Source organism: Peribacillus loiseleuriae (genome assembly GCF_001183985.1).
Lineage (GTDB): Bacteria > Bacillota > Bacilli > Bacillales > DSM-1321 > Peribacillus > Peribacillus loiseleuriae.
Genome location: NZ_LFZW01000001.1, coordinates 2,096,833 through 2,111,782, shown reverse-complemented (window position 1 = coordinate 2,111,782; position 14,950 = coordinate 2,096,833). Strand labels below are relative to the sequence as shown.

Annotated in this window: 14 protein-coding genes; 6 read left to right on the top strand and 8 right to left on the bottom strand. The window is 34.6% G+C overall.

What is annotated here, in order from left to right:
• Positions 1–406: 406 nt before the first annotated feature.
• Positions 407–811: an ASCH domain-containing protein gene (locus AC625_RS09950; protein ID WP_049681163.1), complete on the bottom strand. Its 405-nt coding sequence runs from the start codon at positions 809–811 to the stop codon at positions 407–409.
• A 331-nt stretch (positions 812–1,142) separates the two neighbouring features.
• A complete protein-coding gene (locus AC625_RS09945; RefSeq protein WP_049681162.1) occupies positions 1,143–1,577 on the bottom strand; it encodes a MarR family winged helix-turn-helix transcriptional regulator in 435 nt (144 codons plus the stop codon).
• 142 nt (positions 1,578–1,719) lie between these two features.
• Between AC625_RS09945 and AC625_RS09940 the strand changes: the two genes are divergently transcribed.
• The 3 genes from AC625_RS09940 (at position 1,720) to AC625_RS09930 (ending at position 3,882) form a co-directional block, all read left to right on the top strand.
• A complete protein-coding gene (locus AC625_RS09940; protein ID WP_049681161.1) occupies positions 1,720–2,196 on the top strand; it encodes a GNAT family N-acetyltransferase in 477 nt (158 codons plus the stop codon).
• 256 nt (positions 2,197–2,452) lie between these two features.
• Positions 2,453–2,707: a site-specific integrase gene (locus tag AC625_RS27250; protein ID WP_049681160.1), complete on the top strand. Its 255-nt coding sequence runs from the start codon at positions 2,453–2,455 to the stop codon at positions 2,705–2,707.
• 44 nt (positions 2,708–2,751) lie between these two features.
• Positions 2,752–3,882, top strand: coding sequence for an MFS transporter (locus tag AC625_RS09930; protein WP_049683668.1), 1,131 nt, complete (start codon positions 2,752–2,754; stop codon positions 3,880–3,882).
• Between the two features lie 347 nt (positions 3,883–4,229).
• Here the strand turns inward: AC625_RS09930 and AC625_RS09925 are convergent, their stop codons facing one another.
• Together AC625_RS09925 and AC625_RS09920 are read right to left on the bottom strand one after the other, a co-directional pair.
• Positions 4,230–4,811, bottom strand: coding sequence for a TetR/AcrR family transcriptional regulator (locus AC625_RS09925; RefSeq protein ID WP_049681159.1), 582 nt, complete (start codon positions 4,809–4,811; stop codon positions 4,230–4,232).
• A gap of 48 nt (positions 4,812–4,859) precedes the next feature.
• On the bottom strand, positions 4,860–5,339 hold the full coding sequence (locus AC625_RS09920) for an ester cyclase (RefSeq protein WP_082191019.1): 480 nt from the start codon (positions 5,337–5,339) through the stop codon (positions 4,860–4,862).
• Between the two features lie 307 nt (positions 5,340–5,646).
• Between AC625_RS09920 and AC625_RS09915 the strand changes: the two genes are divergently transcribed.
• Positions 5,647–6,882, top strand: a complete 1,236-nt coding sequence (locus tag AC625_RS09915) for an MFS transporter (protein WP_049683666.1) — start codon at positions 5,647–5,649, stop codon at positions 6,880–6,882.
• 823 nt (positions 6,883–7,705) lie between these two features.
• Here the strand turns inward: AC625_RS09915 and AC625_RS09910 are convergent.
• On the bottom strand, positions 7,706–7,936 hold the full coding sequence (locus AC625_RS09910; RefSeq protein ID WP_082191018.1) for a hypothetical protein: 231 nt from the start codon (positions 7,934–7,936) through the stop codon (positions 7,706–7,708).
• A gap of 296 nt (positions 7,937–8,232) precedes the next feature.
• Here AC625_RS09910 and AC625_RS09905 point away from each other — a divergent pair, with 296 nt between their 5' ends.
• Both AC625_RS09905 and AC625_RS09900 read left to right on the top strand, forming a co-directional pair.
• Positions 8,233–8,907 (top strand): response regulator transcription factor, encoded by a 675-nt coding sequence (locus AC625_RS09905; protein WP_049681157.1) that lies wholly within the window; start codon positions 8,233–8,235, stop codon positions 8,905–8,907.
• Positions 8,904–9,968 (top strand): sensor histidine kinase, encoded by a 1,065-nt coding sequence (locus AC625_RS09900; RefSeq protein ID WP_049681156.1) that lies wholly within the window; start codon positions 8,904–8,906, stop codon positions 9,966–9,968. Before AC625_RS09905 ends, AC625_RS09900 begins: the two co-directional genes overlap by 4 nt.
• Positions 9,969–10,080: 112 nt before the next feature.
• On the opposite strand, the gene AC625_RS09895 is transcribed toward AC625_RS09900, so the two are convergent.
• The 3 genes from AC625_RS09895 to AC625_RS09880 form a co-directional block, all read right to left on the bottom strand.
• A complete protein-coding gene (locus tag AC625_RS09895) occupies positions 10,081–12,396 on the bottom strand; it encodes an ABC transporter ATP-binding protein/permease (protein ID WP_049681155.1) in 2,316 nt (771 codons plus the stop codon).
• 303 nt (positions 12,397–12,699) lie between these two features.
• Positions 12,700–13,799 (bottom strand): IS3 family transposase gene (locus AC625_RS09890; protein ID WP_425415484.1). Its coding sequence is split into 2 segments (ribosomal slippage): positions 12,700–13,601 and positions 13,601–13,799, totalling 1,101 coding nucleotides; the frame shifts between segments, so codons are not numbered across the junction.
• On the bottom strand, positions 13,774–14,427 hold the full coding sequence (locus tag AC625_RS09880; RefSeq protein WP_049681152.1) for a recombinase family protein: 654 nt from the start codon (positions 14,425–14,427) through the stop codon (positions 13,774–13,776). Before AC625_RS09880 ends, AC625_RS09890 begins: the two co-directional genes overlap by 26 nt.
• Between the last annotated feature and the right edge of the window lie 523 nt (positions 14,428–14,950).

The following is a 14,950-nucleotide window of genomic DNA, read 5'->3' as shown; positions in this document are numbered from 1 at the left end:
GAGCGAATGGCTAATTCTTACTCGACGGGAATCCCACCCGTTATATGATACGACCTAGGCTCGGCCGCACACCTGCCCGTTAGTTTAAGTGGAAACCTTCACACTCTCAATAGAATAGAACCTATTGATACACAATCAAATCACCTCTAAATTAGGCTTCATAATGTCCCATAAGACTTGTACCAAAATCTAATCGTTGTAAATCCGCACTTTCCTAACGATACCTCAACTAGTACAAAACCTAGTAATAGCAAGGGTTCGAAAGTTCCGAAATACCATCTAAATCAACGAACTTAAAGTTAGTTGAAGAAGGGGTTTTTCTGAATGTATGATTTTACATATTTTCATACATTCGGAAAAAGTGTAAAGAAGGCCGCCAATGAACCCTTTAGTTTAACAAAAACTGTCAGTCTATAACTAATTCAAATAACTCAACTACCAGAATGGTCTCATCATTTAAATCAATACCTATATTCTTCCATGCTAATCTGTGGTCTTCTTGAAACTTACTTACATTTTCCCCATCTCCTTCACCTCGAACAAGTCTCAAATCGGGGTTGCCGAAAGTAGTTTCAAATACTCCCTTTAGTCTCACATTACATCTGGGTTTATCACTTTTATCATAGACAGTAACAATTTCGTCAACTGGTTCATACGTTTCTTTTAATTCTTCTTCAGAATATTCCTCTTTAGGAGCACAAGTAGCTGTTTTTTCTCCTCTAAGAATTTGTTGAATTAACATCTCACCTATTCCATTATCATTTTCCCAACCAAAACTCATTTTATAATTATGTACTTTAACTTCAGACATTTAAATTCCTCCACACCTTATAATTTATCTTTAATAACTATATTTATTTTAACCCGATATTTTGTGCCAACAAGTAATACTTGTTGAACTAACTTACCCCTTTAGTTGAAGAAGGGTGCTGAATGTATGATTTTGTATACTTTCGTACATTGAAAAGACCACCAATCTGGTGGTCGCGCTGTTGAATTAAAGCACTTCGTTTAGTTTAAGTGCATTAATTCACACATGGGAATGGTGCGACAAATGATAGTTGGTTTGTTCAGTTTGCACTTACACTAGAGCAAACTAATTGAACATCTCCACCAAAAATAATCAACAATTTTCCAGACTTTCAAAATTTATTTTTATCTAATTTTTCTTTTATTATCATCATCGAAATACGAATTTCATTAATCTCACTATCACTTAGTCCATTAAACAATTGATTTATTTGTTCATCTGACTGAATATTAATTTTACCTAGCAGTTCCTCTCCTTTTTTTGTCAAAAAGAGAAAGTTTTTTCTACTGTCTATTGTTGAGCTTTTTTTCTTTATTAAATCTTCCCTCTCTAATTTACGTAAAATTCTGCTCATATAGCTCCTATCAATATTAAGTTCTTGCACAAGATTATTTGCAATACACTCAGTTCTCTCGCTTATTTCAAATAGTATTCGTGCTTCGGTTAATGAATAATCTGTATCTAGAATTTGGTTATTAAATAAACCCAGTACCTTTGTATAAAATCGATTGAATTGTCTAATATCATAAATGATTTCTTTATCCATACATTCTCCTTTAGTTGACATAGTCCACATTTAATATTAATATAACTGTATCTTTTAAATGTGGACCTTGTCAACATTTAAAGATGCCATTTTTTAAAATATATCGCAATCTTTATTAAGACCTAATTGAAGGAGATAATATATGATTATTCGGGAAATTAAAAAAGAAGACAATGCAAAAGTAAAAGAAATAATACAAGATTCATTAAAATCACTTGGCTTAGCGATTCCTGGAACAGCATATTTTGATCCTCAACTTAACGACCTTCACCACTATTATAATAACTTAAAACATGCAAACTACTGGGTAGTAGAAATGGAAGGAGAAGTTGTTGGTGGAATTGGTATAGCACCGTTTAACGAACATGAAAAAGTTTGCGAATTGCAAAAGCTATACTTAAGTCCAAAAGCACAAGGTTTCGGGCTTGCAAGGAAACTAATGGAAATAGCTTTGTCATTTGCCTCTAAACATTATACAAAGTGCTACTTAGAAACACAGCACGAATTAAAAGCTGCATGTAAATTATATGAGAAATTTGGATTTACACTTTTACATGAACCACTATCAGGTTCTGACCATTCTGCTATGAATGCGTGGTATTTAAAAGATTTGAATTAACCATAAGAAGTCCATTAAATCAATTATAATTAGAAATTAATATATAGAAAAAAGCCGATTTCCAAATGTGGAGTTCGGCTTTTTTCTAACTTTGTGAAGGTATGTACTTAAACTAAACTGCTTCTTTAGTTGAACAAGGAGTTTTTTTGAATGTATGATTTTAGATATTTTCGTGCATTCATTTCGTTGATAACAATAGGGCTTATCGTTAAATTAACAATATCATGGGTTGAATGTGCGATATTGGAGGTAAATCATGAAAGAAAAGAACGTGCAGCCATTGCGAACAGCGAAAGAAATCGAGGATATGAAATGGGCGTTGCGGCGCTATGGATCCGAACCGGACTATTTTTTGTTTGTCTTTGGGATCAATATCGGTCATCGAGTCAGTGATATTATTCCGTTGACCGTTGGGGATGTACGAGATAAAAGTCATGTGGTGGTTCGGGAGAAAAAAACGAATAAGTCGGAAGGAATTCCTCTCCCTCACAAGCCTACAGAGCGCTTGTGAAGGCCGGATACGTGCTTGGACGGGATGACATCGACACGCATACGATGCGAAAAACATTCTGTAACTTTAAAATAAAGATTGATTCAAAAGGTCCTTTACTGGATGTAATACAAACTGATTTAGGCATGAGTGGAGTTGCAGCTAGTTTAATTACTTCACTGCCTGTATTTTGTATGGGGCTATTCGCACTTTTTTCAATCCGTCTAAGTAATCGCTTTGGGATTGAGATGTCTTTACTGATAGCAATGTCTTTAATTTTTATCGCAACACTTTATCGAGGCTTTATTACTGATAGTTGGTCATTGATTATTACTGCCTTATTTTCCGGTATTGGAATAGGGTTAGCGGGACCACCTATTTCAGGTTTTATTAAAAAGTACTTTCCTGAAAAATTAAGTGTTACTAGTATTTACTCTGTCTTCATGGTAATTGGGGCATCGATTGCGACAAGTTTTACAGTACCTTTATTTAATTATTTCAACAAGTCTTGGCAAATTGCATTAAGTATTTGGAGCATTTTATCTTTAGCGGCAGCTCTATTACTTCTTCCACTTTTGATTACAAAAAAAACCGAAAAAGTTAGAACAAAAACGCCTTCTCTAAAAATTACAAATAATCGAGTCTTTTTATTTATGATGTTTTTTGGGTGTATGGCCGCAATATTTTATTCTATTACAGCTTGGTTAGCTCCATTTGTTCAATCGATGGGTATGAGTCACGCTCAATCAGGCATGATTCTTACATTATTCACAGTAATTCAAATACCAGTTAGTTTTTTTATACCTTTCATAGTTGCTAAAACGGGAAATCGAAAAACGTGGTTACTATTATGTAGTGTTGCAGAATTCATTGGGATAGTTTTATTGCTCGGATCTTTTTCACCTTGGATTGCAACTATATTTTTAGGATTTGGGGCAGGTGGTCTCTTCCCTTTAGCTTTAGTCATTCCAATTGAAGAGGCAAATACTTCAGATGAGGCAACTTCTTTATCAGCTCAAATGCAGTTTGGAGGGTTCATTTTAGGTGCCACTGGACCGTTGCTGTTCGGATTGACTTTGGATATATTTAACAACTATATACCGGCTTTAGTTGTGATATTAGTATTAATAATCATAATGATAGTGATTATTTTTAAAATGGAAAGTAAACCTAAGATAACGATAAACCATTATTGAAAGGTAGTGTCAAAACTTCTATAAAAAACTAAAAAATTGGCACGCACATTTGTTAGATGGAAAGGATGGGGGCCGCAATTATTATGGTGCCAGGTACATAAACTAATCAGAATAGTGTTGGTACCTGGTACCGAATCTTATCAGAAACGCCCTCGCAAGCAAGCATTTTCAATAAATAAAAAGAATCCACTTAGAAAAGGGATTGATCCTTTTCTACCTGTGTTGCTCCAAAATCGCCCGATTGTGGAATAAACATTATTAGGGGTTTTTTGTTCCAATTTCATTTGTTCTGGCATTTTTTAGAACTCATTAAAGATATAGCTCCATTAATCCGAACTTTCTTCTATTTATTTTATTAACGATAATATTAAAGTTACAGATTTATCTACGAATGATCGCTCCAGATGAGATTTCAATAAAACAGTAATTCCAATTAATGCAACAACTAATGCCTGAGCTAAGGCTTTAACATCTAGGTTGCTTTCTAACTCACCTGATTTAATACCTTTTAGAAGGGTTTCTTGAAATATGACTGAAAGATACATTTCATGCTCCCTCGTAAGGATCTCAAATTTTTCATCGTGTGGAGCAAGCTCTATAATTGTATTAATACAAAAACAGCCCTTACTTACTTTGTTCTTGTACTCTTCTTCTATCAATTCTTCAAATAGATTACGGAATGCTTCCTTCACAGATGTAGCGTGTTGTAGTTTTGTTCTAATAAGGGAGGCATGCAAATTTGTATATTTACGCAAAGCAGCTTCAAACAATTTCTCTTTATCTCCAAACGTTGCGTATAAACTGGGTCGTTGTATTCCCATAATGGCTGTTAAATCACTAATCGATGTGGCAGCGTATCCCTTCTCCCAAAAAAGTTCCATAGCATCATCCAATGCTTTTTCCTTATCAAATTCACGCTGTCGAACCATGATAAATCCTCCTTCGCAAAAAACTGAATTTCTCTACTGATCGCAATCTTATTTTTGATTTCGTTTTATCTGTTCAATGACTCCAAGTCTGTCCACTTGAATCCAATATTCCACTATTTTTTGTTTTTCCAGCAGGTATATAGCACTACCTATTTCAATAACTTCTTTATTTGTAGGAGGGTAGCCCTCATATTCTGCAATATGCATTCCAATCTGTTTCCATCTAACATAAACCTTCTGATTTTGAGAAAAAAGTTCTTGAATTTCAATTTTAAAGTTTCCCCATACATCCAACATTTCTTTTATATGTTCTGCATAATTCTTGGGTGATCTTATTATTGTCACCGTACTTTCTGAATTCATTTGATGAGCTTTTACCTCTTTCGCCATGAAGGTTTCAGCTTGTTCAGGTTTACTACCTGATCTGACAACTTCAAAAAAAGTTTTTATAATCTGTTCGTTAGTCTGTATTGATTGATTCAGTTCATCAATTGCTAAGTCCCTATCAAATTTTCCTTTTCTATTCATATCAAAACCTCCTCATATTATACCAATCAGTATATTTCGATTTTATTCATTTATATCTTTTCTGTCAATATTGGGTACTTTTTTCATTTAAACTCTCCAATTGAGATAATTAAGGATGTGCTTACAATCTCATATGCCAATGGCCAAATCCTTTGATGAACAAGAGATAACATTCAAAACTAACTTGACATCTAAACAAGTTAAGAATATGTTTAAAAAGCATCATTTTATACCGATCGGTATATTATACTTAACGGTAAAATTAATGAAAAGGAGATGTAATAAATTGGATAATAACGAAAAAAATATTAAATTTACTGAAGATTTTGCCACAAAAACGGATGAGTTACAATTAGCATCCAGTTCAATCATGTCTCGATATACAGAACTATTATTAGCAATAGCTTGTGGTATGGCTGTTGCTAACATCTATTTCGCCCATCCATTACTCGACTCAATAGCTACTGATTTCATTATTACCCCCTCGACCATTGGAATCGTAATTACAATTACTCAGATTTGTTATGCATTAGGACTGCTGTTATTGGTCCCTCTGGGTGATTTATTAAACCAACGACATGTGATTATTGGTCAAATGTTAATGTTAGTTGTTGCGTTAGTTGTTGTTGGTATAGCTCCTACCAGTATAGTGTTTTTCATTGGTATTGCAGTGGTAGGTTTGCTTGCCACTGTTACACAAACTCTAGTCGCATATGCATCAACGTTGGCTGTTCCTGCTGAGCGTGGACGAGTAGTTGGTTTCGTTACAAGTGGAGTTGTCATTGGCATCTTACTGGCAAGGACGTTTGCTGGCATAATGACCGATCTTGGAGGTTGGCGTTCTGTCTACCTTTCTTCAGCTGTATTAATTCTGATTTTGATTGGCTTACTACACAAAGAACTTCCGGGTACGGTTTACAAACATCCACCTCTATCCTACCCAATGTTGTTACATTCTGTTCTAATGTTATTTGTTCAAGAAAGGATTCTGCTTATTCGTGGGATATTGGCACTTTTGATTTTTACTGTTTTTAGTACTTTTTGGACTTCATTGGTGTTACCGTTAAGTTCTCCATCTTACTCATTTTCACATACTGCTATTGGAGCATTTGGTCTGGCTGGAGTTTCTGGAGCATTAGCTGCAGCACGGGCTGGGCGACTGGCTGATCGAGGATTAGGACAACTTACAACGTTTGTAGCATTAGTGTTACTAATGGCATCATGGTTCTTTATTTACTTTATTAACTATTCAATTCCCGTATTAATTATTGGCATTATCCTTCTTGACCTTGCTGTACAAGCAGTTCATGTCACGAATCAGAGTTTGATTTTTACAGTCCGTCCTGAAGCAAGAAGTCGGCTTACTGCTGCATACATGGTTTTTTATTCTGTTGGCAGTGCAACGGGCTCCATAGTTTCAACCAACATATACGCAAATTATGGCTGGAAAGGGGTATGTTTATTCGGTGTCTCTGTCAGTGCTTTGGCTCTTGTATTTTGGATGGCTACCTACCGTCTCACTAAGGAGATTATGCAGAAGTAATTTCGTAGTAGATGATGTTTTTAAAAGATTTAGCAAAAGGGGATAGAAATTAATTCTATCTCCTTTTTACTTAATTTCAGAAACTTACGTTTATTTTATCCTTTTTTCTAACCTTTTTATTTTTAAGAGAAGATTATCAATTTCCATATTCAATTAAATGGCTCTCTAATGGGATAACTTTATTATCGCTTAATAGGTTCTTTAATCCACCCAAAAAAACGAAATCCCTTTTTTATAGAGATAGGAAATTCCGGTTGATCTTTTTTATAAATGGTTAAACTTTCTTCAAAACGGTACGACTTTTTTATAAACAGTACAACTTTCTTTCAAATCAACAGTACACGGTACAATTCAATACCTCTCTCTTGTTCTAATATCATTAAAACCAACACCCTTTCCCAAATGTTTTTGATTTCTATCTCTTCCGAGAACGCAAAAAAGCCTTTGGGCAAGTTTAATTAGATGAACAAAAAAACGTTCAACTACAAAAACTGCCACAAAGGCTAATAATTTATTCTCACCGCTAAATCCAAAATAGGATTTGCAAAAAAAGTTAAAAGAAAAGAATCATAATTTAATATATAGCTTATATGTAACTGTTTCAATATGTTAAGGATAGATAATGCTATATACTTTATCTATCCTTTTTTACGCAAATTAAATGTAGCTTTAAAATAATGTTTGATCAAAAACACCTTCCAAACCCACATTTTACGTGAAATAAAAAGAATCTGTTTTGAAAAAAGATTGATCATTTTAGGGCTGTGATCCTTAACAATCGCGCCCGATAACGGAATACGGATGATCTATTCATCTGAGGCCTTTATTTTCCCCGAGCTTTAATACTTCGTTCAACAACAAAACCAACGACTAATCCAATTCCAATTGGTAATAACGCAATTTCTGTTGTTTGTGTTAAACCATTTTCCAAATGTTTGTTTTGAAAGATTTTAAATGCAAGAAAAGACACGCTAAATATGTCACCAATTAAATACAAGAATATCATCGTTCCGAACGCCGCTATTAATGGCACCCTGAATAGCTTGTTTTTCAAAGAAACACCCCCAATAAAGGAATTCGACATAATTATCCAAGTTTAAGTTACTCCAGAATATGGACCGTTTGTGGTATAATCCTATATTAATTTTAACATAAGAAATCCCTTCAGAATTACATCCAAAGGGAGAAAACGGTGCGACTTTATTTCAAAGCCACATATTAAATGGTTCATTTCTTAGTTATCGATGATTTTAAATAAAGGAAAAATAAGAATAATGCTAAGTAGTTGATTTTCAGTTTATATTTTAAAGGTATAGTTCATTGTAATAGTAACTGTATGGAGGTCTTTTTATGTTTAAAATATTAGTTGTTGAAGATGATACAAATACGAGAAAGCTAATGTGCGCTGTATTAAAGCAGAATGGTTTTGAAACATACGGGGCAGAAGACGGTAATGTAGCGCTTAATTTAATGGATAAGCAGCACTTTGATTTAGTCATGGTTGATTTAATGATGCCAAATATGGATGGTTATGAATTAACCCGTCTACTCAGACTTTCGTGGGAACATCTACCTATATTAATGGTTACAGCTAAGCAGGAGCCAAAAGACAAAAGGAAAGGATTCCTAGTAGGAACAGATGATTATATGACAAAGCCAGTAGACGAACAGGAGATGGTACTTCGTATTAAGGCGCTTCTCCGCAGATCAAAGATTGCCAGCGAACATAAACTATCAGTCGGCAAAGTTGTTCTCGTTTATGAAGCTCACACCGTTTCCCGTGAAGATAAGGTTATAACGCTGCGACAAAAAGAGTTTTACCTTTTATTTAAGTTGCTTTCATACCCGAACATGATTTTTACTCGTCTACAGCTTATGGATGAGATTTGGGGAGTAGAATCTGAAACCGATGACAGCACACTCAATACTCATATTAATCGCTTACGAGACAAATTTCATGATTGGCCAGAGTTTGAAATTCTTACAGTACGTGGTCTTGGCTACAAGGCAGTGAAAAAAGTATGAAAGCATTTTTTAAGAAGCGTCTGAGCCTTGCTATTACATTGGTTATGTTTGTATTCGGAGTCTTGACGGCAACATTTCTGGTGGCTGGTGGAATTACCATACTACTACAGTACACGGACATTATATCTTCTTCTAGCCAAACTGCTCAGAATAACCGTCACCCCATTGAATTTCACATACTTCCACTACTTTATTTTTTAGGATTTTGTATTTTACTCGGAACGGCATTTACGGCATTTCTTAGCAAAAAGGCGCTAAACCCGATTCGCAAAGTAATAGATGCCATACATAGGGTAGCTAGTGGTGACTTTAGCGTTAAGGTAGATATAAAAGGCATTGGAGAACTGGAAGAATTGTCTCAGAGCTTTAATAAAATGACCCAAGAACTTTCTAGCATTGAAACATTGAGAAGTGATTTTGTTAACAATTTTTCTCATGAATTTAAAACACCTATTGTATCTTTACGTGGTTTTGCAAAGCTTCTCAAAGAAAATAATCTTAGTGAGGAAGATAGACAGGAGTATCTTGACATTATCATTAAGGAATCAGAACGTTTAGCTGACCTTTCCACCAGTGTTCTCACTCTATCCAAGTATGAGAATCTTGAAATTATTACTGATAAATCCACATTCAGGCTGGATGAACAGATAAGAAAGACAATAGTTTTAATGGAACCCAAATGGTCTGCAAAAGAGCTTACCGTAAATGTAGAGTTAGATAATGTGAATTATAGTGGAAACGAAGACTTGACACAGCAAATTTGGCTTAACCTTTTGGATAATGCTATTAAATTTTCTTATCAAGGTGGGCTAATAAATATTAGTCTTAAAAGAGCAAATAACAATATTCTGTTTGTTATTCAGGATAATGGTTGCGGCATGGATGATCAGACGAAAGCTCATATTTTCGATAAATTTTATCAAGGTGATACATCTCATTCCAAAGCAGGAAGTGGATTAGGACTTTCAATTGTAAAACGTATAGTGGAAATTAGTGGTGGAAACGTTCATGTACAAAGTGAAGTAGATAATGGTAGCACATTTTCCGTTAACCTAAAATAACGCAAAGACCAAATTCTCCCATAATAATGAGAATTTGGTCTTTAACTATACTAATTGCTTTATTTCACATTTTATTCAACTGAACAACACAAACTTCATTTCAATTGAATCATTATTCACTTCTTAAAGCTGTCACAGGGTCTTTTTTGGCTGCCATTTTAGAAGGTAAAAATCCGCCAATCAATGTCAAAACAATACTTAGTGCGATTAAAATACCGGCATGTAATGGATTTAAATGTGCCACATTATCAAAATCTGTCAGATGATAGATGATCTTATTTATTGGAATTGTTAATAAATACGTAATACCAACACCAATGATGCCAGAGGCAGCACCAATAATAAATGTTTCGGCATTAAATAATCTGGAAATATCTTTTGTTCTCGCCCCAAGAGCACGCAAAATACCAATTTCCTTTGTTCTTTCTAGAACAGAAACATAGACAATAATCCCAATCATAATCATCGAAACAACTAATGAAATAGAAGCAAATGCTATCAATACGTAACTAATCATATCCACGATTGAACCTATCATACTTGTCATCATACTAGCCATATCAGAGTATTCTATTTTCTTATCCTCGGAGACTTTATCATTCCATTTATCCAAATACGATTTTATTGAGTCTTTCGCATCCAAATTCATAGGATAAATGGAAATAGATGTTGGAATAGAAGATGCTCCAAGCATACTTAACATATTATCTTTAGTCGTTTGATTTGATCCTGTTTCTTCACTTAACAATTCACCTGTTAAGACATTATAATCGACCGATTCCTGTACTTTAACGATTTCAGACTCTTGGGCCTTTGCAATAAAGTCTTGTGATAACTGGTCTGAATATACAATACCACTAGGTAATTTAGAAACAGCTGCATCCTCTTTTAATCGAATGACACCAGAAATTTTTAAGGTTTTGCCCTTTTCATTTTTATAAAGATTTGACAAGTCTACTGGGTTCCCATTTACCGCAAAGGTATCACCTGATTTTATATAATATAGGTCATTGGGAAGTAACTTATATTCAGTACCAATTACGTCTTTTAGTGAAATTTCTTTTCTACTGAACCCTAGTTCTTTTAAGGTAGTTTCTTCAATGCGGTTATATTCATCTACCACTAACAATAAATCTGTTTCCTTTGAAGGGAACGAACCTTCTAACAAGTCGAAATTCTTTTCTAGATATGCAGTTGAATCAGAATCATGATCTGACACTGGATAAGTTGTAAAACTTACATTATTCATATTTAACTTCGTTGCGACATTGTCTTCTGTTTTTAGAATAGGTAGTGAAACAGATCTTGTTGTGGAAATTCCATTTATATACTCTTTATCAATTCCATTCACATAATCTATATATTCAAAAGAAAATACATTCTCATGTATTTTCTGCCTCGAACTTTCTTCCTTTGCATTATATGCAATTATGGATTCCTTGTTTGAATATGCTTTGTCTTCCTCGCTGTCTACTAACACTGGTTGTGTTGGAATCGAGTTCACTTTACCATTATTTATGGTAATGGGATAACCCGACAACATTTGTGATTCGTATTCCGAAATTTTTTCGCTGAAACCATTGGAAAGTGCAAGTACTAGCGCCACCCCGATGATTCCTACACTTGATGCAAATGCAGTTAATCCTGTACGCCATTTCTTTGTAATTACATTTCTACCGGAACTTTTTAAAGCTGTCAAAAAGCTCATACTTGTCCTTTTTAATTGGTAGTCATTCGAACGTTCTATCTCTTCGTATGGGTTTGAGTCATTCTTTATTCGCCCGTCTGAGAATTGGATAATACGATCTGAATACTCTTCAGCTAGTTCAGGATTATGAGTGACCATAATAACCAGTTTTTCTCTTGCTATTTCCTTAATCAACTCCATAATTTGAACACTTGTTTCAGTATCCAATGCTCCTGTCGGCTCATCAGCTAATATAATTTCGGGATTATTAGCGAGCGCACGTGCAATTGCTACACGTTGCATTTGACCACCAGATAATTGATTGGGTTTTTTGTAAAGATGAGCTTCCAACCCCACCTTAATCAATACTTCTTTAGCTCTATTGCGTCGCTCTGTCGAGTTAACGCCACTTAAAGTCATCCCCATTTCAACATTATCAATGACTGGTAAATGAGAAATAAGGTTATAGTTTTGAAAAATAAAACCAACAGTATTATTTCGATAAGCATCCCAATCTTCAGCTTTAAATGAAGTACTTGAGCGCCCATTAATTTTCAAGTCACCAGAAGTATATCGGTCTAAACCTCCAATTATATTTAAACAAGTTGTTTTTCCCGATCCACTAGGACCTAAAATAGAAACAAATTCGCTTTTGCGAAAAGCAATATTCACTCCATCTAAAGCAACTTGTTCAAAGTTTTCTGTTTTATAAACTTTACGTATATTGACTAACTCTAACAAATTTCATTCCTCCTTCTTTTCTTACTGTAAAGGAGAAATATAAACTGAAAATAAACTTCTATAATTCATAACTAATAAAAACTATAACCAACTAAACTCCCCGTTCGTTAAAGAAAAAATCCCGCAATCACAGAATTTAATCAAACTTTATTACAAATGATCAATCTTTTTTATAAAACTACATTAAAAGGACTCTTCGGATTAAGTGCAGGTTTCAAGTACTCTAAATTGATAGAAATTTACAAACGAATATTTATCAAACATGGATTTGAGTCAATATTTTGGACACAAAAAAGTTAAATCTTAAGCTGTATTTGCAATTTGATCTTCAATGGCTTGTGGAGTTTTATATCCTAAGCTGCTGTGAATTCTTTTTCGGTTATACCAACCTTCAATAAATTGGAATATCGCTAATTTAGCTGTTTGGTAGTCTAGATACTGTACGTGGTTGACTTCTTCCTTCTTTAATATCGCATGAAAAGATTCAATACAGGCATTATCGTACGGGCACCCCTTCTGGCTAAAGGATTGCTTAATATGATGATTTTGGGTATGTTGAGTAAACTCACTGCTTGTATACTGTGAGCCAAGATCCGTATGAAGAACTAAGCCCTCCGAGGGCTTTTGTGAAGTGTGAGCGTTATCGAAAGCTTTTATGACCAGTTCTGTCGTCATAGAACGTGAAAAGGAATATCCTACTATTTTCTTAGAATGAAGATCCAATACAGAAGCTAAATAACACCATCCGTCTTTTAACGTGTGGATATACGTAATATCAGCCACCCATTTCTCATTAATGGTCTGGGTAGTAAAGTCTCGTTTAAGTAAATTTTCTAACTGAATAACCTTTTCTTTTGATGGATAAGGACGGTATTTCTTCTTCGTGATAGAACGAATACTCGCTTTGCTCATTAGGCGTTGAACACGCTTTAGACTTAGGGAAAACCCTTTGCTTAATAAGCTTTCATGAATCTTTGGAGCCCCATATCGTCCCTTGCTTTCCAGGTAAATGAGATGAATTTCCTTCGTGAGTTCTTGGTTTTCCTGTTCGCGATTGGATACGACAAGTTGAAGAGACTGATAATGGCTGCTTCTTGGGATTTCTAATATTTCACACATTTTCTGTACGGGGTATAGATTCTTGTGTTCCTCGATAAATTCAGTAAGATCTGTCTCGGTTACTTTTTCGCGAATATGGCCATAGCCTTTTTTAAAATTTCAACTTCCTGCTTTAACCAAAGGTTCTCCTTCTGTATGGCGGCTAATTCTTTTGGGGTCATGGACTCTTCTCCTAAACCGATAGGAGTAAATTCTTTAACCCATTTATAAATGGTAACTTCTGATACGCCATATTCGCCGCTTAATTCTTTGACCGAATTACCCGAGTGATAAAGATCTACAATAGTCTTCTATGATAGTAGCCTTTTTAAAATCTCTTTCGTATTCTTTAACCAACTTATAAAAAGTAGTCTTTTTAACGCCTAATTTTTCCATGGCTTTAACGGCTGGCATCTCTCCTGCCTTCCATCGATCATAAACTTCTTTGAAATCCTCTATAACCTGAACTTTCGGTCGACCAAAAGCTACTCCATTTTGTAAAGCCAAATCAATACCCTCACGCTGACGTTTTCGAATTCGTTCCCTTTCTTCTTCTGCCATCCAAGAAAGAATCTGCAAAACAAGATCCGCAATGAAAGTTCCTAAACTATCTTTAAATTGAGTTGTATCGAGCAAAGGCATATCTACCACCACGATATCGGCTTGGATGTTCTTCGTAATGTCATTCCATTCCTGTAAAATCTCTTCTTTATTCCGTCCAAAACGATCCAAGGAATGAATATATAGCACATCTCCTTTTCTCAACATTCGTTTAAGCAACTGATATTGAGTACGATTAAAGTCCTTTCCACTTTGTTTGTCCATGAAAATGTCTCGTTCGCCTATCCCCTTTTCTTTCATGGCATCAAGTTGCCGTCCCTCATTTTGATCTTTGCTACTAACTCGTATGTATCCAAACTTTCGAACGTCCATTTGATTCTCCTTCTTTTTGGTTCTATTTCTCTTATTCTATCAAATGACGTTCGTAAAAGTATATAGAATTCAATGAACGTCCGTAAATCAATTTCTAATTTTTACGAACGGGTAAATGATATTTTTCTTGATCAACTCTAACCTAACAATTTCCCACCTGTATTTCCTGCTTGGAGTTTATTTTAAAAGATTACTTATCCTCTAAAGAATTATCAATAGTAATTTCAAATTTCTGCTTTACCACTATTTGTGATACGGTTCTCCGTGATATATCGGGAAGTTTTTAAAAATAACTATAATAGCATCACCAATATTCGAATTGAAGCCAGAACAGGCAAAACCTATAAATGTTTGTTTGTGAAATAATTTTCATTTTCCCTATTGCTTTTTATATTATATGCTGATAGTATAAACTAGCATTAATAGGAAAGCTAATATTCAAAATATTGAGTCTTTCCAAGTAGATAATTTTGACCACTTCCTTAAGGAAGTTAAGGCCATACGGACAGCCGGGTCAAATGCC

What these genes read in the sequence shown, in the direction of transcription:
- AC625_RS09950 (WP_049681163.1), bottom strand. Translation starts at nt 811, where the DNA reads ATGTCTGAAGTTAAAGTACATAATTATAAAATGAGTTTTGGTTGGGAA.
- AC625_RS09945 (WP_049681162.1), bottom strand. Translation starts at nt 1,577, where the DNA reads ATGGATAAAGAAATCATTTATGATATTAGACAATTCAATCGATTTTAT.
- AC625_RS09940 (WP_049681161.1), top strand. Translation starts at nt 1,720, where the DNA reads ATGATTATTCGGGAAATTAAAAAAGAAGACAATGCAAAAGTAAAAGAA.
- AC625_RS27250 (WP_049681160.1), top strand. Translation starts at nt 2,453, where the DNA reads ATGAAAGAAAAGAACGTGCAGCCATTGCGAACAGCGAAAGAAATCGAG.
- AC625_RS09930 (WP_049683668.1), top strand. Translation starts at nt 2,752, where the DNA reads ATGCGAAAAACATTCTGTAACTTTAAAATAAAGATTGATTCAAAAGGT.
- AC625_RS09925 (WP_049681159.1), bottom strand. Translation starts at nt 4,811, where the DNA reads ATGGTTCGACAGCGTGAATTTGATAAGGAAAAAGCATTGGATGATGCT.
- AC625_RS09920 (WP_082191019.1), bottom strand. Translation starts at nt 5,339, where the DNA reads ATGAATAGAAAAGGAAAATTTGATAGGGACTTAGCAATTGATGAACTG.
- AC625_RS09905 (WP_049681157.1), top strand. Translation starts at nt 8,233, where the DNA reads ATGTTTAAAATATTAGTTGTTGAAGATGATACAAATACGAGAAAGCTA.
- AC625_RS09900 (WP_049681156.1), top strand. Translation starts at nt 8,904, where the DNA reads ATGAAAGCATTTTTTAAGAAGCGTCTGAGCCTTGCTATTACATTGGTT.
- AC625_RS09880 (WP_049681152.1), bottom strand. Translation starts at nt 14,427, where the DNA reads ATGGACGTTCGAAAGTTTGGATACATACGAGTTAGTAGCAAAGATCAA.